Here is a 17,082-nt window from a genome sequence, read left to right on the forward strand (position 1 = left end):
ATAGATCGATTGGCGTAGTAGGAACGCGGCGGACACAACGATACGCGGAGAGCGCGGCGAAACAGCCAGGTGACATTTTGTAATTCGCCGCGTCCGCTACGTATCGTTGCGGTCCGCCGCGTTCCTACTACGTTCTTCGGCCGGTTAGGAATCTGAAAGTCAGTAAGTCGCAACAAATTGACACTCATTTCCGGACTGCGTTAACAACCCATTAGCCAGAAAAATGAACCTGTGTTGCAATTTGTGCTACCTTGCAATCTCGATGAAGGCTCGTAGGTTAATATTGCAATCCGCAAGTTTCTTGCTGTTGCTGGTTTTTTCGCAGAAGATGGGTGCAGGTCTTTTCCTGCATAATCTGCTGCATAGCCAGGACATAGACCAGCCTTTCCAATCATCTGAGCAGGGCAAAGCAAATGATAAAAGCATCAGCTTTGCCTGTAATTGTATTGATGATTTTCTGATACCTTTTCACGGCAGTGAAGAGATCGTTCTCCCCAAACCTTTGATTGAGCATAGGGCGCATCCGGAGCACTTTCATGCAGGCGTTTTATTGAGAGCTTCGGTCACCGCGGATCTCCGTGGGCCTCCCGCACTGGTACTTTGATCCGGGCTTTATTGTTTGACAGGTGATGTTCTATTGCCTGATCGTTCTATCATTTGCGTACCAGCGTTTAATCAAATTCATTTATGAAACTTGTAATGTTTTCTATTGTAAGCCTATTCGTGGGCTTAACATCGTGGAGTCAACCCAAATCATTATTATCAGGCAGGATCACAGAAGACGGGACCGGTATTCCGCTTGTGGGAGCAACTATCCGGATACATGATATCAACAGAGATGCTGTAGCGGATGCCCAGGGCGATTACAGGACTTCTTCTTTGCCCGCGGGAAAATACCTTGTGGAGGTTTCTTATATAGGCCATCAAACCATTGTAGAAATGGTTGATATCAATGGCGCCACAGAAAAGAATTTTTCGCTTAAAGATGCCGTCGTGGAGCAGGAGGGCGTAACGGTAACGGGAGTGTCCGCTGCTACAAGGTTGAAGCAATCACCACAACCGGTAGCGATCCTGAAGAAAGCGGAACTGATGAAGATCAGCTCGTCCAATATCATCAATTCGCTTACCCAGATCCCGGGGGTGAATGCGGTAACAACGGGACCCGCAATTTCCAAGCCATTTATACGGGGCCTTGGATATAACCGGGTTGTAGTGGTGAATGACGGCATTCGCCAGGAAGGACAGCAATGGGGGGATGAGCATGGGATCGAGATCGATGACTATAGCGCGCAGCGTGTTGAAGTGTTGAAGGGGCCGGCTTCATTGATGTATGGGTCAGATGCGCTTGCGGGAGTGATCAATATCCAAAGCCTCATGCCTGCGCCGGAAGGAACTATCCGTGCAAACCTGCTGGGGGAATATCAGACCAATAGTATGTTGAGGGGAACTTATGCAGATCTCAGCGGGACGAAAAATGGATTCAGCTTTAATGCTTATGGATCTTACAAAGGAGCGGCGGACTACAAGAATAAATATGATGGCAATGTATTCAATTCCAAATTCTATAACAAGAACTTCGGAGGAATGCTGGGGTATAGTGGATCGTGGGGGCATAGTTTTATCCGCTCGAGTAATTTTGATCAGCACACAGGAATGGTCGAAGGGGAACGTGACGCAGCAACAGGAGCTTTTTTAAAGCCAGTTGCGGGTGGTACAGAGGAAATGGCGACCGGAGATGATTTTGACAAAATAAAACCGTTCGTTCCTTTCCAGCACATACAGCATTTTAAGATCAATACGGATAACAGCTTTAATATAGGAAGAAGCAAGCTGGACGTTTTAGCCGGGTATCAAAGAAATCAGCGTAGGGAATTTGGTGATCCGGATAGTCCTGGTGAACCTGAAGCTTACTTTGATCTGAAGACCGTTAACTATTCAACCAAGCTGACATTGCCCTTCAAAGGTTTCTGGAGAACTAGTATTGGTATTTCAGGGATGAATCAGACAAATACGAATCGTGCGGAAGAAGCGCTGATACCTGATTATCGTCTGTTTGATATAGGTGGATTTGTATTCACACAGTATCATAAAGACAAGCTTTCGTTTAGCGGCGGACTTCGTATGGACCGTCGCCAGGTGGATGGTAAGCAAATGATGGATGGCGCTGATGTGAAATTTGCCGCATTTGAAAAAAGTTTTTCGAATATTTCAGGCAGTGCCGGTCTGACTTATGAACCTTCAAAAGACCTCAGCCTGAAGCTGAATGTAGCACGTGGTTTCAGGGCGCCGACGCTTGCTGAATTGTCGAGTAACGGAGCGCATGAGGGAACCAATCGTTACGAAACAGGAAACCCTGATCTGAAATCCGAAACAAGTTTTCAGGTTGATGCGGGAGTTGAAATAAACAGCGAACATATTTCGCTGGGTGCAGGATTATTTTACAATCATATCAGCAATTTCATTTATTACGAAAGAGTATTGAATCAGGCTGGTGCGGATTCAATTATTGTTGATCCGGATAGCGGGGATGATCTTCATGTTTTCCGGTTTGACCAGCAGACAGCGAACCTGTATGGAGTAGAATTCAATATGGATATTCATCCGCATCCGTTAGACTGGCTGCATTTTGAGAATACATTCTCTTATACCCGCGCTCAATTTACACAGGCTATCGACGGCTCGAAATATGTTCCGAATATTCCCGCGGCAAGACTGCTTTCACAATTGAAAGGTAATTTCCTGCCGAAAGGAGAGTCCGTTAGAAATGTTTATGTCAGCCTGGAAAGCGATTATACTTTCAGGCAGGACCGGGCATTTACCGGTTACAATACAGAAACAGCAACGGGTGGTTATTGGCTGGTGGGTGTTTCCGTGGGTGCTGATTTTGTTAAAAAAGGAAAGACATTATTCAGTCTGAATTTAAGTGGAATGAACCTGGGAGATGTGGCTTATCAGAACCATTTAAGCAGGTTGAAGTATACGGTAGTGAACAATGTTACTGGCCGCCAGGGCGTGTATAACGTTGGCCGTAATTTTGGAATGAAGCTTAGTGTACCGCTGGAATTTAAGTGGTAAGATGTTTAGCTGAAGATGCTAAGCCAGTCAGCATAAAGGTTAAGCGCTCTTTAATGCATTCAATGTAAGAGCCGGGTCTTGTTTGACCCGGCTTTTTTTTATCTTTAAGCAAAGACCAACCAAAATAGCTATGGAAATTACGTTCAACACACCGGCATTGCTTTTTCCCGCGATCAGCTTATTGTTGCTTGCTTATACCAACCGTTACCTCGCATTGGCGGCTCTTATCCGGAAATTGCATGATGAATATATGCGCGGAGAGAAAAATCATTTACTGGTCAAGCAGATCAAGATCCTGCGGCTGCGTATCAACCTGATAAGGTGGATGCAGGCATTTGGGGTATTCAGCTTTGTTTGTTGTGTGCTGACAATGTATGGCGTCTATCAGCAGTGGAAGGTTATGACAGAGCTCGCATTTGCGATCAGCCTGATCACTTTACTGGCATCACTCGTGATCTCACTTGTTGAGATCTCTCAAAGTACCAGGGCGCTGGAGTGGGAGTTGAGTGATATGGAAGAACTGGAAGGGCCCGGATTCTTCAAGAATCTTTTTAAGACGGAACGCGAATGAATACCAATGACCGCGAATAAGCACGAATGACCACCTAAAGAGACCGCACGATCTTGAGTACAGAGGTCCAGTGTCCACCGCTGTAAACTTCTTTTACTCCATGGCTTTCCAGTTTGTACCGGGCTTCGCGTATGGAATCTGAATAGCCGGTGAGGATGATAGGAACATTCATTGCTTTGATGCGCGACAGGTTGATGGAGATCCTGTCTGAGGGAATATTTATAGAGTCGGGAATACGCCCCTGGTCAAATTCACCGGGAGAGCGAAGATCAATAATAACGGCGCCATGGCGCAAGGCATTCTTGAGTTTACTGTTGCCAAACAGGAAGTTGAACATGGTGGATGATTTCGTCGGGCCAAATCTAATAAAATCCCGGATATCGGGAAAGCGGTCCATTTGTGAAGATTAGGTCTGCGAATATTTTGGCGGAGTGATTGGCTTTATGGGCTCAAAGGAATTGTTTCCGTGTAAAAATGCTTTTGCTTTTGAAAAGGTGAAGGCGGCTAAGACGACAAAGGCACAAGGATTTACCTCGTGCCTTTGTCGTCTTAGTAAGCTTATAATGTTCAGCTGGGTTGAAGTTTTCCTTTCCGCTCGCCGATCTGCTGTCTCCACATGGCGTAGTAAAGTCCTTTTTCTTCCAGAAGTTTTTCATGACTGCCCGTTTCCACGACATCTCCTTTTTCAAGCACATATATCCGGTCTGCATGCATGATAGTAGAAAGCCTGTGCGCGATCAGAATTGTGATCTGATTTCCTTCAAGGGAAATAGATCTGATCGTATCGGTTATTTGTTCTTCTGTAAGAGAATCGAGTGCGGATGTAGCTTCATCAAACAGCAGGACTTTGGGCTGTCTCAACAAAGCGCGTGCGATAGAGATACGCTGTCTTTCGCCACCGGAGAGTTTTAAGCCGCCTTCTCCGATAGTGGTATCCAGGCCTTTTTCTGCACGGGAGAGTAAGTTCTGACAAGAAGCTTTCCGCAACGCCTCCTGTACATCTTCATCCGTTGCAGAAGGATTAACAAAAAGAAGATTCTCGCGAATGGTTCCGGAGAAAAGTTGTGTATCCTGTGTAACAAACCCGATCTGGCTGCGGAGATCGTCAAAGTCGATCTCTTCCTCATTGAGGCCGTTATACAGGATCTTTCCCTGTTTTGGACGATAGAGGCCAACCAGCAATTTCATCAACGTTGATTTACCAGAACCTGATGGTCCGACAAATGCAATAGTTTCACCAACGTTTGCCCTAAAGCTGATATTATTGATCGCGTTTTGCTGCGCAGAGTTATGTTTGAATCCAACTTTATCAAACTCGAGTGTTTCTATATCTCCAAGATGCTTTGGGTTGGCAGCCTGAGGCTCAGGCGTTTTTTTCATCAGGTTTTCAAAGTTGTTCAGAGATGCCTCTGCTTCCCGGTAAGAAAGAATGATGTTGCCGATTTCCTGCAGGGGTCCAAACACGAAGAAAGAGAAGATCTGCATGGTAACTATTTCATGGGCGGCCAGTTGATCACGGAACACAAGCCACATCAACATAAAAAGGATCACCTGCCGCAGGGTATTCACAAATGTGCCCTGGATGAAGCTGATGCTTCTGATACGCTTTACTTTAGTAAGTTCAAGCCCCAGGATCTTGAACGTGTTTTTATTCAGACGTTCGACTTCCTGATGTGTCAGGCCAAGGCTTTTTACCAGTTCAATATTGCGCAAAGATTCTGTTGTAGCTCCAGCCAGCGATGTGGTTTGGGATACAATAGCTTTCTGAATTACCTTCACCTTTTTACTCAATAGGTTTGAGATCACTGTCAGTAAAAAGATCCCACCAAAATAGAGAAAGGGCAGGCGCCAATCTTTATTGAAAGCGTAAACTGCAACAAAGACGATCCCGACGATAACAGGGAACAGGATATTGATAAAAGTGGAAATGAACTTCTCTGTATCCGTTCGTACTTTCTGCAAGATCCCTAATGTTTCACCACTTCTCTGATCTTCAAAATCGTGATAAGGAAGCTTCATGGCATGCTGCAATCCATCAGTGAAAATGGTCGCGCCGAACTTTTGTGTAACTAGACTAAGGAAATAGTCTTGAAATGCCTTGGCTATCCGGCTGATCATTGCCACGGTAACCGATCCCAGAAGTAGCCATACCACTCCATAAACGGATTCTTTTTCGCCGGATTTATTGGTTATTTCCATTTTCAGGAACAGGTAATCGTTCCAGGTATAGTGAGCATCCTGATGCAGGGTTGCCAGGCTTACGAGCTTACCGAAGATGATCGGATCTACGAGAGAAAAGCCGATGTTAATTGCAGCCAGTATCAGTACTATGGAAACCAGCCATTTATACGGTTTCAGGTACTTGAAAAGTATCTTCATATATAATCAGGGGAAATCAGTAAAAGAAAAAGAACAAGCAAACCCCGTACAAGTTCGGGAAAAATGACAACTTATCAGGCTGGCAGTTTATCCGCCCCATTTCTCCCTGTCAAGACTCCGGTATTGGATCGCCTCCGCGAGGTATTCCGGCTTTATGTCATTACTGCCCGCTAGATCGGCGATCGTCCGGGAGACTTTGAGGATCCTGTCATAGGCCCGTGCGGATAGATTCAACTTCATCATCGCGGCCTTCAGCAGATTATGCCCGATCTGGCTGATCTCGCAGATCTCCTTCAGCATTTTGCTGCTCATCTGCGCGTTGCAATAAACTCCCGGGTCCGCTTTATAGCGCTCTGCCTGTTTCTCTCTTGCCTGTATTACCCTGTCGCGGATCTGTGCCGAATGTTCCTGCTGCCTGGCAGATGATAGTTCAGCAAAGGCAACAGGTGTTACTTCAACATGTAGGTCTATCCGGTCAAGCAATGGCCCGGACACTTTATTGAGATATTTCTGTACGGTCCCCGGAGGGCAGGTGCATTCCCTGTCAGGGTGGTTATAAAACCCGCAGGGACAGGGATTCATAGAGGCAATCAGCATGAATGAAGCTGGAAAGTCGAGTGCGACTTTTGCCCGTGAAATACTAACCTTTCGTTCTTCCATCGGCTGACGCATCACTTCAAGTACGGTACGTTTGAATTCGGGCAATTCGTCCAAGAAAAGGACGCCATTATGGGCCAGGGAGATCTCTCCGGGTTGGGGCGTGCCTCCACCGCCAACAAGGGCCACATCGCTGATCGTATGATGCGGAGAACGGAATGGACGTCTGGCGATCAGTGTCGCATTTTCCGGAAGCTTTCCTGCCACCGAATGGATCTTTGTTGTTTCCAGCGCTTCCTGCAGGGACAGTGGTGGAAGTATGGTCGGGAGTCGTTTGGCCAGCATTGTCTTACCGGCGCCGGGCGGGCCGATCAGGATCGCATTATGTCCCCCGGCCGCGGCTATTTCCAGCGCACGTTTGATATTTTCCTGGCCCTTGACATCCGCAAAGTCCAACTCGAAATCGTATTGTGAATCAAAGAACTCCTCCCGGGTATTGACGATGACGGGGTCAAGCCCCTTTTCTCCGTTCTCAAAAAAATCGATGACTTCCTTAATATGGGTCACTCCGTAAACAGTGAGATTATTCACCATACCGGCTTCGCGGGCATTTGCTTTGGGAATGATCAACCCTTTGAATCCCTCCTTTCTTGCCTGAATGGCCATTGGAAGAGCTCCTTTGATAGGTCTGACCTGCCCGTCCAGGCTTAATTCACCCATCATGACATAACGCGATATTATATCCGGATTACTGATCTGTTCAGACGCACTCAGGATGCTGACGGCTATCGGCAGATCGAATGCAGTTCCGCTTTTCCGGATATCGGCAGGTGCCATGTTGATCACTACTTTATTCCTCGGCATCTTGTATTCATTCGTTTTGAATACGCTTTCTATCCGCTGAAGACTTTCTTTCACCGCACTGTCCGGCAGCCCAACGATCGTCGAATCCTTGCCGGATGATTCAATCCAGTTGGCTTCAATAGTGATAGTGATCGCTTCTACCCCGTAAACCGCACTCCCGTGAATTTTTACTAGCATAATGGAAAGTTAGATAAAAGGGCGGGAAGGAGTGCGTGTTTTTCATCGCTCGCTGAATGTAAAATCACGTGAAATAGGTGATGGTTTCATCATGATCCAATGATGAATAAACAAGCGTCTGCTGTGTCTCCCACCTTGTTGCCCGGATTTTTACAGACCCAGGGCCATACACCGGGAATGGAGTTTTACGGAAAAGACTCTCTTACTGGTCTTGCCGGTAAAAGAATCTATCCCGGATCAGATCTCTATTTCGCAAGCTCGTGATGCGTGACCGCTTTAAAAAGCAATGTTGTCGCTGGATCAAGCAGGAGTTCCTCTATCTCTCCGTCAAACTCAACATATGTATACCGGTTGCTTACCTGGATATTGTTTGTAGTTACATTTTTTGTTTTGACCTTCAATTGCACCGGCAGTGTGAATACAAAACCATTTTGCTGTAATTGCCTGATCTCGATCCAGGTTTTGTTCGTTTTAAAACCATAGCCCCATTTCACGTCCAGGTCTGGTAAGCCGGGCTTATACAACCATTGATCAAAGAACACAGAAAGGTTTTTTCCGGAAACCTGTTCGATCACTTTCTGAAGATCCCTTGTATCTGCATTGCTATTGGTGTATTGTTTATAGTAAGCCCTGATCGCCTTCTGAAATACTTCATCTCCCAATTCATGCCGAAGCATATGCAGCACCCATCCGCCTTTCTGATAGCTGTTGGTATTTAGTAAGGCCATGTAATTGGTGGTTTCATCCACCACAGACCGTTTACTGGTTACTCCGGATTTGATCACCTGCTCCCGATCGGTTTGCAGCATATGGATGGCTGTATCTTTTCCATATTTATCTTCCATGTAGAGAATGGTCATATAGGTCGCAAAGCCTTCGCTGAGCCATAAGTGAGCAAAGGTTTTTTCCGTAGCCATATTTCCAAACCACTGATGCGCGATCTCGTGCGCCAGCAGGCTTTCGCTTTTACGTGTACCGGTGACCGAGTTTTCAGAATAGAAGATCGTGTTGGCATTTTCCAGGCCGCCGAAGATGGTTTTTGACTGCACATTGGCCAGTTTTTTATAGCCATACGGGCCAACGTATCTGATAAAAAAAGGAAGTACATCTTTTGCCTGACCATAGTCATAAAACCCCTTTACCTTATCCTCAGGGAATACCCAGCTATAAACGGGGATGCTATCCTGTACTTTTCCTGCAAGCTCTACTGCAAAATCGGCCACACCGATCACCATCACTTTTGTTGCGATCGGAACAACTTCTTTCCAGTGTGTGGCTGTCAGGGAGCCGCCCGCCTCAGGAGATTCGCTTTGTAAAAGCCCATTCGATACAACTTTGTAATGAGAGGGCGCCACTACGGTAAAATCGACCGTTGCCTTATCCCCCGGGTGATCAATACATGGAAGCCATTTATGCCCGCGATTTGGCCAGTTGTCTGCAAAAAAAGTGCGATGCTTATGAACGTTATTGGAAATGATCAGGCCGTCTGTCGGAATGCCAGTGTACTGGACAACGATGGTATGCTCACCATCGATCGGCTGGTTTCCCTCCCAGGTAAGATTGATCTTTTCATTGTTTTCTTTCGCCTCAAATTTTACCGCGCGTCCATCGAGCGTACACGAGGTCACGGTCATTCCCTTATCCTTTGCAATTGTAGTGGAAAAATCGAGCAGAATATTCGAGACGGGCTTCTTCATTTTCATCCTGATCCCGGCCTTGCCGATAACGGTGTCTGATCTGTCCGAAAGCTTTACAAAGAAATCGTAATGCTGCACATCATACAGATCTATCTGTGAAAAACAGGAAAGGGATAAACACAAAAATGCCGGTATCAACGCCAGCTTCAATGCGCTTTGAAGCGTTTTTCTCATGTTACGGGTTTTTGTGAAGATAGGAATTATAAATTCTCCAGCATCTCCACTACTTTTTCGCGCTTGAGAATAACATATCCCAGCCGATCATTGCTGATGCCTTCTTTCAATTGGTAAGAGAACTTCAATTGTTCGTCTTCAACATTGGTTTCAAAATACCGGAAGGAAATGTTTGGATATTCTTTTAACTCTTCTCCTATTTCATACAGGTGCGTAGAAAGAATGAAGAGCGAATTTTTCATTTTGATCAAACCCTTGATCACCGTGAGAGAACACTTCATCGCATCCTGCACATTCGTGCCTTTGAAAAGTTCATCGATCAGCACCAGCCATTTCTTGCCATTGTTGATCTTGCTGATGGTATTCTTGATCCGCTGTACTTCATTAAAGAAAAAGCTTTCGCCTTTGGCAATATTGTCGATTACATTGATGTTGCTCAGCAGCCCATCAAATAATGTAAGCCGCATGCTTTGCGCCGGCACGCCCATTCCTATATGTGCGAGGAATACAGATGAACCGACGGATTTGATCAGCGTACTCTTTCCAGCCATATTGGCACCGGTAAGAAAAAGAAAGTTATGTTCGGGACTCATTTGAAGGTCATAGGGCACTGGTTTCGGGATCAGTATATGATACAAGCCTTTTGCCTCCACCAGCGGCGAATCCTGTTCAATGAATTCGGGGAATGACAGATTATAGGTTTTCACAGCCACGGCCATAGAGTACCATGCGTCAAGGCGGCTGTATATGTCCATCATCTCGAGCGTTTTCGCCCTGAGTGGTGTACGCAGATGAAAACCGAATTGCAGGTTTTGTTTTTGGGTAAATGGTTCGCCGCGTTTTGTCAAGGACAATTCATGCAAAGCGGGCTCTTTCAATACCTGGATGATCCGTTCAATATAGATCTTTATATGTGGGGGAAGGTCTACTTCTCCAAGAAGAATAGCGATCTTTTTCAACCCGCGATAGAAATCTCCAAAATGGGTCATGGAATATTTCAGCATGGAATAGTCTTCGAGATGCAACCAGCGATAGAAAAGATTATTCAGGCTGTTTGGGCTTTGACTGATCGGGTCCAGAGAGTAATCCATGAACTTATCCATCACCAGCATGGTGCCATTGGTGATGTCAGATGGCCAGTCGTCCACATGCGCCATCAGTTTTTTGATCACTGTTTGCGTGCCCCTGATCTTTTTAATGTCATCATGCGGCTCCGTGAAGAAACGGCGCAGCCATTCCTTTCCACCAACGGTGCGGGTAAAATTCAGCTTATGAAAGATCGAGAACTCTTCTTCAGCATGAAAGATCGAGATATCGCTAAATGAAATGTTGTCTATCTGCATGATTCTTTATTAAGCTAAACCTGCGTTGTGGAATAAGTTCAGAAATTTGAATGGTTTAAAAGTTTAAGGTTTGAAACTCATAAGGGACTAAGATCTTTCAAATTTCAGGCGTTCGCCCTGTTTAGATTCATCCCATACAGGATTCCATAAATTTCCTTCTCCGGCTTTGAAAACGAGATGGCCATTCACAAATGTGTGCGTAACAGATGCCGGGAACGTGGTCCCTTCCAGCGGGCTCCATCCGCATTTATACAGGATATTTTCTTTTGCGACGGTGAATGGTTTGTCCAGGTCTACAATTACAAGATCAGCATGATATCCTTCCCGGATATATCCCCTTTCTTTGATCTGGAAACAATCCGCCACAGCATGGCTCATTTTCTGCACTATTTTCTCCAGTGATATTTTTCCCTGCTGATAATAGTTCAGCATCATCAGCAATGAGTGCTGAACCAGCGGAAGGCCGGCATGTGCTTTTTCATAGGGTTCATTTTTCTCTTCCATTGTATGCGGGGCATGGTCTGTCGCAATTACATCCAGTCGGTCATCCAGCAAAGCTTCCCATAAAGCCGCTTTATTGGAAGGCGCTTTGATGGCGGGATTGCATTTGATATTATTTCCCAGACGCGGATAATCGTCGCTCGTAAAATGCAGATGATGCACACATACTTCAGCGGTGATGCGCTTATCTTTCAGTGGGAGCATATTCCCGAAAAGCTGCAGTTCTTTCTCTGTACTGATATGAAGGATATGAAGGCGTGTGCCATACTTCTTGGCAAGCTGAATGGCATAAAAAGAAGATTCGAAGCAGGCTTCCTCACTCCGGATGATCGGATGATCTGCCGCGGTGAGTTCGCGGCCGCTGGCTTTTGCTGCCGCAAGGTTTGCCTTGATGATCTTTTCATCTTCACAATGCGTTGCGATAAGCAGTTCGCTATCCGCGAACACTTTTTCAAGCGTGAGCGGGTTGTCAACAAGAAGGTTGCCCGTTGATGAGCCCATAAAGATCTTGATGCCGCAGATATCGTTTTTACGGGAATTTATCTTCAGTGCTTCTGCTGCGTTCTCGTTTGATGTGCCGATATAGAATGAATAGTTGGCAAGAGCTGTTTGTGAGGCAATGGTATATTTTTGCTCCAGCAATTCTTCGGTGAAGGCCGGAGGAACGGTATTGGGCATTTCCATAAAGCTGGTCACGCCACCGGCGACCGCCGCTTTTGCTTCTGTGTAGATATTCGCTTTATGCGTGAGGCCCGGTTCACGGAAGTGCACCTGGTCGTCTATGGCGCCGGGTAATAAAAACTTGCCTTCGCCGTTTATTTCTGTAACCGACAGGCCTTCCGGGGAAATGGTTGACGCAATTTTCTCAATGCGTCCGTTTTTGAGCAGTACATCGGCCGTCTTAATAACTCCTTCGTTGACGACGCGGATATTTTTAATCAGATATATTTGCATACTTTGTTGTATATAATCCAAAATGACTTGCAATGCAATTTATAAAAACCCTTGTAAGACTGCTTGTTTTTCTTTGTCCCTTTGTTGCTGCTGCCCAGTCAACCTATCTTCCACAGGGAGATAAGCAAACAGTACTGCTGGAAAGGCTGGAGATAAAGGCTCAATCAGATTCTGTTCTCAATTTCTCGAAGATCAAGCCGTTTAACCGGGGAAAGTATGTAATGAATGGTGTAAAGAGCTACCTGGAGAAAAACGGGGAGGAGCAGTTGTCCAACATTGATCTGCATAATCTCCGCAGCATTTACATGAACAATACGGAATGGCTGACGGACGAAGAGCGGGCGCTTTATGCCAGTAAAAAGCCGATCTGGAAAAAGCTGTATGCATCTCCAGCTAATTTCTTTGAGACGCATGTGAAAGACTTTGATCTCGTGATCAATCCTGTCGTGCAGTACGTGGTGTCAAAGGAAATTGATAATGACCAGACCTTATTTCTGAATACCCGTGGCTTGAGCCTGCGCGGACGTATTGCAAACAAGATCGGTTTTTCCGCTTACCTGACAGACAACCAGGAACGTGACCCTTTATATGTGCAACAGTATATCAGTGACCGGCTGGCAGTACCCGGGCAGGGGTTTTATAAGGACTTTAAGGCGCCGGGTGGGGTAGATTATTTTGATGCCCGAGGTACGATCACGTTCAACGTAACAAAGTATATCGATGTGTCATTCGGCTATGATAAGAATTTCATAGGTAACGGCTATCGCAGTTTATATCTCAGTGATTTTGGTAACTCTTCGCTGTTTCTTCGCCTGAATACAAGGATCTGGAAGTTCAATTATCAGAACCTTTTTATGGAGCTGGCCAATGCCGATAATAGAGGTATCACCGACAAGCTGATCGGAAAGAAATATGCGGCGATGCACCATCTCGATATAAATCTCACGCGCTGGTTGAATGTTGGCTTGTTTGAAGGTGTTGTATTTGGCAGACCCAACCGGTTTGAGTTCAGCTATCTGAACCCAGTGATCTTTTATCGCTCGATTGAGTTGCAGAATGGAAGTTATGATAACTCCGTCGCCGGTCTTGATTTCAAGGCGAACATTGCGAAGCGTTTCCAGGTATACGGACAGTTATTGCTGGATGAATTCAAGCTCTCCGAGATCCGCGCCGGGGATGGCTGGTGGGGGAATAAATGGGGGTATCAGCTTGGTGCAAAATATATCGATGCATTTGGTGTAAAGAACCTCGATCTCCAGGTAGAAACGAACCGCGTCCGTCCGTTCACTTATTCACACAATGATTCTGTAGCAAATTATACGCATTACAATCAGCCAATGGCGCATCCGCTGATGGCGAATTTCCAGGAGTACATCGGGATAGCGCGTTTTCAGCCCGCACCAAAATGGATGATCCAAGCGAAGGCGATCTATTACACACAGGGTCGGGATTCCAGCAGTGCGAACTACGGAAGCAATATCTTCCTTCCCAATCAATCAAGACCGGCAGACTACGGATTCAACATAGGCTCCGGATGGAAGACGAATGTTTTCTATTCTTCCTTACTGGTATCCTATGAGCTGAAAGAAAATCTCTCACTCGAACTGTTTGGAACGCTAAGAAAGCAGGATGCAAAAACAGCACCCATCAGCTCCACTACATCAAAAGTGATTTCCTTCGGGGTGAGGTGGAATATGCATCGCCGGGAATATGACTTTTAACAGACACGAATGAAGCGCGAATGGCCGCGGATATTCGCGAAAAGCTCATTATAGATCAAATTGGTTCAAACAGCAGAAGCCCGGATATAGCATCCGGGCTTCTGCTGTTTCTATTTAAATGCTTCTTCTATTCTGCAGTACACTATTCGTGTTTATTAGCGCTCATTAGCGTTTCATTCGCGTTAGCCTTCGAAATGAAACGAAAGCATGATCATCCTCGACTGTATCTTGTCAAACACGCTGGAGTATTTCACGCTGGCATCCCTGTTATGAATATTAGGTATGCCGTTGCTGATCTTGATCTCGGGAGAGAAGATGAAACTTTTCAGGAAGAAATTGAATCCAAGGCCGAGTTCGGGTCCGAAATCAGAGCTTTTGATCTGGATCGAACCATCTGATTTTTTGTTTCCAGACAGGGCAATGTCTGCCTTCATCCCGGCGAACATGTACACCCTGAAGTTGTCTATGCGGTCAGACTGCAGTTTTATCTGTATCGGGAAAGAAACAATGATCGGGTTGAAGCTTTGCAGGATTTCTGTTTTTCCGTCTTCAGGATTTTTCAGGTTATAGCGGATCTTTTTTTCTGTGAAGATCAGCTGTGGGTTGAAGCGAAGCTGAAACCGGTCAGAGATCCTGGCTGTAGCCAGCAGGCCCAGATTAAGGCCAACAGAATTCAATGGTTCTGCGGTAAGCACACTGTCGTCCTGCATGAACCGCGAATGCATCTGGGGGTGGAACCGTGTCGAGTTCACACCGAGTGTGAGGCCAAAATAATAAGGTTTTGAATCGTGATCATAGAGATTGATCTCGCGTTCCTGGGCGGATAAATGTTGCGTCATGCTAACCACAAAAATCAGCAAACACAATCCAATCTTTAGCGTACGGGCTTTCTGCCGGTGTAAATACAACATATTCCTAAGCTTAGCGATTTATAACGGGCATCGGCAAAACCAACTTTGGTTAGGATATCCCTGAGATGTTCGCGCGCAGGAAATGCATTGGAAGATTCATTCAGATATTTATAAGCGTCTTTATTCTGTTTGAACCACCGGGCCAGCTGTGGAGCCACGAAACCCATATACCAATTGTATAAACTGCGAACAGGCTGACGCGGCTTTGTAAATTCCACGATAACAAGCTGTCCGCCGGGCTTTAAGACCCGTAAAATTTCGGAGAGCCCTTTTTCGAGGTTTTCAAAGTTCCTCACGCCAAATGCCACCATCCCGGCATCAAACGTATTTTCCGCAAAGTTTATTGTTTCGGAATCCCCGTGCTGTAACTGGATTTTTTCCACAAGTCCCTCTTTCTCAACTTTCTTTTTTCCCACCTCCAGCATCTGCCTTGAGATATCTATCCCTGTCACCTTATCTGGATTAAGCATTTTACATGCCATAATTGCCATATCTCCGGTTCCGGTGGCAATATCAAGAATGGTCCTGGGTTGATCTTTTTTGAACAGGGAGATCGCTTTTCTCCGCCAGGTGACATCGATCCGCGCAGAAAGAAACCTGTTCATAAAATCGTAACGGCCGGCAATGTGGTCGAACATCTCGGCTACCTGCTCTTTCTTTCCTTTCTCTGAACCCTTGAAGGGGGTAACATGATCGTGGGGTAAGGGGTTTGTCATGGGGGGCAAAGGTAACGGGGATTTGTTGGATTTTTCGGGATAATGGGATTTTAACAAGAGATAGGAGACAGTAAGGTTATTATATAAAAGGTTATAGAGGATATAAGATTTTATCATTATTTCGGGATAAATCCACTGATCCCCAAAGCCAACAAATCCCTTTTCATGAGCCTTATCTTATTTGCCATTCTTTTTGCGGGAGTATTGCAGGGAATTATTCTTGTGGTACTGCTTTTCCGGAAAACGGATAACCGCCTGTCCAACCGGATCCTGGGCTGGCTGGTCTCTGTCCTGGTGGTGCATCTATCTCTCGTGGCAATTGATGTGCGTGACCTGTTCCTCGTTTTTCCTCACCTGAGCAGGCTTTCCTGGCTGATCCCGCATTGCTATGGGCCATTGCTGTTGCTGCTGACGCAGAGCATTGTGATCAGGGGATTTCGACTTCAATGGGTGCATCTGACTTATTTCCTGCCGATGCTGGTTTACCTGACCCTGCTTTCGCCCTATTACCTGTCGGGCACAGAAGAGAAGCTCGCTTATCTGTCAGATCCCGTGGGTGTCAACAGGGCTGATTTCGGCATCTATAATCATCTCACGAATTATTTTCATATCGGGTTCACTTCCGCGGCCCTGATCATATTCTATCGCAACCGTAAAGCACTGCCGGATTTCTTTTCGGATCCCGGCCCTGCACGGCTGGCCTGGCTTAAAACATTTCTCTGGGTGATATGGTCGATCATGGTCTTTTCCTGGATCTGCTTTATTTCCAGGCGGTACAACTGGCCCTGGCTCTCGTCTCTTTATCCCAATAACTTTCTGCTCGCTGTTTTTGTAGTGTACTGGCTTTCTTACAAGCTCCTGCTGAATCCTTATCGCTGGGATCAGACCGTGGTGCCTCCGAAAGATGAACCGGTACCAGCGCCCCCAACCCTTATGGTTCAGGAGGAGAGTGCACCTGTTAAATACCAGAAGACCGCGATCCCTGTAAGCGAGATCGCAGCGATCAAAGTCCGTTTGCTGCAATGGATGGTGGAGGCAAAGCCTTATCTCAATCCGGCACTTACGATTGATGATCTGTCGGCGCAGTTGAATGTCAGGCGGCATCATCTTTCTCAGGTGATCAACCAGGAGTTCTCGCGCAATTTCTTCGAGTTTGTGAATGGCTATCGCATCGATGCCTTTAAGCAAATGGCCCTTAAGCCGGAAAACAGTCATCTGTCCATCATGGGATTGGCATTCGACTGCGGCTTTAATTCGAAAGCGACATTCAACCAGGTGTTCAAAAAGCAGGAAGGGATTACCCCATCCGCTTTTTTGAAGCAAGCCCGGGGGGTGAAGACCGAAGGGATATAAGTCTGGCTAACATGATACACCCTTTTAAGCAGTTGTTTCTCATCTTTTT

General features: G+C 46.0%; 14 protein-coding genes. 6 read left to right on the plus strand and 8 right to left on the minus strand.

Annotation, left to right across the window (positions count from 1 at the left end):
• Positions 1–301: 301 nt before the first annotated feature.
• The 3 genes from LZZ85_RS19230 (at position 302) to LZZ85_RS19240 (ending at position 3,646) form a co-directional block, all read left to right on the plus strand.
• Positions 302–604: a hypothetical protein gene (locus tag LZZ85_RS19230; RefSeq protein WP_237874977.1), complete on the plus strand. Its 303-nt coding sequence runs from the start codon at positions 302–304 to the stop codon at positions 602–604.
• A gap of 83 nt (positions 605–687) precedes the next feature.
• Positions 688–3,075, plus strand: a complete 2,388-nt coding sequence (locus LZZ85_RS19235; protein ID WP_237874978.1) for a TonB-dependent receptor — start codon at positions 688–690, stop codon at positions 3,073–3,075.
• 130 nt (positions 3,076–3,205) lie between these two features.
• Complete coding sequence (locus LZZ85_RS19240) at positions 3,206–3,646, plus strand: DUF2721 domain-containing protein (RefSeq protein WP_237874979.1); 441 nt, start codon at positions 3,206–3,208, stop codon at positions 3,644–3,646.
• A gap of 34 nt (positions 3,647–3,680) precedes the next feature.
• Here the strand turns inward: LZZ85_RS19240 and LZZ85_RS19245 are convergent, their stop codons facing one another.
• The 3 genes from LZZ85_RS19245 to LZZ85_RS19255 all read right to left on the minus strand — a co-directional run bounded on the left by LZZ85_RS19245 (position 3,681) and on the right by LZZ85_RS19255 (position 7,663).
• The gene (locus LZZ85_RS19245; RefSeq protein ID WP_237874980.1) at positions 3,681–4,043 is read right to left on the minus strand and encodes a rhodanese-like domain-containing protein; all 363 of its coding nucleotides are present in this window, start codon (positions 4,041–4,043) and stop codon (positions 3,681–3,683) included.
• Positions 4,044–4,213: 170 nt separating this feature from the next.
• A complete protein-coding gene (locus LZZ85_RS19250; protein WP_237874981.1) occupies positions 4,214–6,025 on the minus strand; it encodes an ABC transporter ATP-binding protein in 1,812 nt (603 codons plus the stop codon).
• 87 nt (positions 6,026–6,112) lie between these two features.
• Positions 6,113–7,663 carry a YifB family Mg chelatase-like AAA ATPase gene (locus LZZ85_RS19255; protein ID WP_237874982.1) on the minus strand — a complete coding sequence of 517 codons (1,551 nt, stop codon included), beginning with the start codon at positions 7,661–7,663 and terminating at the stop codon, positions 6,113–6,115.
• A gap of 99 nt (positions 7,664–7,762) precedes the next feature.
• Between LZZ85_RS19255 and LZZ85_RS19260 the strand changes: the two genes are divergently transcribed.
• Entirely contained in the window at positions 7,763–7,927 is a 165-nt protein-coding gene (locus tag LZZ85_RS19260) for a hypothetical protein (protein ID WP_237874983.1), read from the plus strand.
• On the opposite strand, the gene LZZ85_RS19265 is transcribed toward LZZ85_RS19260, so the two are convergent.
• The 3 genes from LZZ85_RS19265 to LZZ85_RS19275 form a co-directional block, all read right to left on the minus strand.
• A complete protein-coding gene (locus tag LZZ85_RS19265; RefSeq protein WP_237874984.1) occupies positions 7,909–9,534 on the minus strand; it encodes a M1 family metallopeptidase in 1,626 nt (541 codons plus the stop codon). The two genes, LZZ85_RS19260 and LZZ85_RS19265, sit on opposite strands and share 19 nt — an antisense overlap.
• A 26-nt stretch (positions 9,535–9,560) precedes the next feature.
• Positions 9,561–10,877, minus strand: a complete 1,317-nt coding sequence (locus LZZ85_RS19270) for a MutS-related protein (protein ID WP_237874985.1) — start codon at positions 10,875–10,877, stop codon at positions 9,561–9,563.
• An 87-nt stretch (positions 10,878–10,964) separates the two neighbouring features.
• Positions 10,965–12,332 carry a dihydroorotase gene (locus tag LZZ85_RS19275; RefSeq protein ID WP_237874986.1) on the minus strand — a complete coding sequence of 456 codons (1,368 nt, stop codon included), beginning with the start codon at positions 12,330–12,332 and terminating at the stop codon, positions 10,965–10,967.
• A 32-nt stretch (positions 12,333–12,364) separates the two neighbouring features.
• Between LZZ85_RS19275 and LZZ85_RS19280 the strand changes: the two genes are divergently transcribed.
• Positions 12,365–14,053 (plus strand): capsule assembly Wzi family protein, encoded by a 1,689-nt coding sequence (locus tag LZZ85_RS19280; protein WP_237874987.1) that lies wholly within the window; start codon positions 12,365–12,367, stop codon positions 14,051–14,053.
• A 182-nt stretch (positions 14,054–14,235) separates the two neighbouring features.
• Here LZZ85_RS19280 and porT read toward each other — a convergent pair whose 3' ends face one another.
• Both porT and ubiE read right to left on the minus strand, forming a co-directional pair.
• Positions 14,236–14,964, minus strand: a complete 729-nt coding sequence (gene porT / locus LZZ85_RS19285) for a type IX secretion/gliding motility protein PorT/SprT (RefSeq protein WP_489884420.1) — start codon at positions 14,962–14,964, stop codon at positions 14,236–14,238.
• The gene (gene ubiE, locus LZZ85_RS19290; protein WP_237874989.1) at positions 14,928–15,680 is read right to left on the minus strand and encodes a bifunctional demethylmenaquinone methyltransferase/2-methoxy-6-polyprenyl-1,4-benzoquinol methylase UbiE; all 753 of its coding nucleotides are present in this window, start codon (positions 15,678–15,680) and stop codon (positions 14,928–14,930) included. The genes porT and ubiE overlap by 37 nt, the downstream gene beginning before the upstream one ends.
• A gap of 165 nt (positions 15,681–15,845) precedes the next feature.
• On the opposite strand from ubiE, the gene LZZ85_RS19295 reads away from it, so the two are divergent.
• Positions 15,846–17,033: a helix-turn-helix domain-containing protein gene (locus tag LZZ85_RS19295; protein WP_237874990.1), complete on the plus strand. Its 1,188-nt coding sequence runs from the start codon at positions 15,846–15,848 to the stop codon at positions 17,031–17,033.
• The last annotated feature ends 49 nt before the right edge of the window (positions 17,034–17,082 follow it).

This window comes from Terrimonas ginsenosidimutans (assembly GCF_022012415.1).
Classification (GTDB): domain Bacteria; phylum Bacteroidota; class Bacteroidia; order Chitinophagales; family Chitinophagaceae; genus Terrimonas_A; species Terrimonas_A ginsenosidimutans.

Excerpts from the sequence above, each read along its gene's own strand:
- LZZ85_RS19235 (WP_237874978.1), top strand. The coding sequence starts at position 688 with ATGAAACTTGTAATGTTTTCTATTGTAAGCCTATTCGTGGGCTTAACA.
- LZZ85_RS19240 (WP_237874979.1), top strand. The coding sequence starts at position 3,206 with ATGGAAATTACGTTCAACACACCGGCATTGCTTTTTCCCGCGATCAGC.
- LZZ85_RS19245 (WP_237874980.1), bottom strand. The coding sequence starts at position 4,043 with ATGGACCGCTTTCCCGATATCCGGGATTTTATTAGATTTGGCCCGACG.
- LZZ85_RS19250 (WP_237874981.1), bottom strand. The coding sequence starts at position 6,025 with ATGAAGATACTTTTCAAGTACCTGAAACCGTATAAATGGCTGGTTTCC.
- LZZ85_RS19255 (WP_237874982.1), bottom strand. The coding sequence starts at position 7,663 with ATGCTAGTAAAAATTCACGGGAGTGCGGTTTACGGGGTAGAAGCGATC.
- LZZ85_RS19260 (WP_237874983.1), top strand. The coding sequence starts at position 7,763 with ATGATGAATAAACAAGCGTCTGCTGTGTCTCCCACCTTGTTGCCCGGA.
- LZZ85_RS19265 (WP_237874984.1), bottom strand. The coding sequence starts at position 9,534 with ATGAGAAAAACGCTTCAAAGCGCATTGAAGCTGGCGTTGATACCGGCA.
- LZZ85_RS19270 (WP_237874985.1), bottom strand. The coding sequence starts at position 10,877 with ATGCAGATAGACAACATTTCATTTAGCGATATCTCGATCTTTCATGCT.
- LZZ85_RS19275 (WP_237874986.1), bottom strand. The coding sequence starts at position 12,332 with ATGCAAATATATCTGATTAAAAATATCCGCGTCGTCAACGAAGGAGTT.
- LZZ85_RS19280 (WP_237874987.1), top strand. The coding sequence starts at position 12,365 with ATGCAATTTATAAAAACCCTTGTAAGACTGCTTGTTTTTCTTTGTCCC.
- porT (WP_489884420.1), bottom strand. The coding sequence starts at position 14,964 with ATGTTGTATTTACACCGGCAGAAAGCCCGTACGCTAAAGATTGGATTG.
- ubiE (WP_237874989.1), bottom strand. The coding sequence starts at position 15,680 with ATGACAAACCCCTTACCCCACGATCATGTTACCCCCTTCAAGGGTTCA.
- LZZ85_RS19295 (WP_237874990.1), top strand. The coding sequence starts at position 15,846 with ATGAGCCTTATCTTATTTGCCATTCTTTTTGCGGGAGTATTGCAGGGA.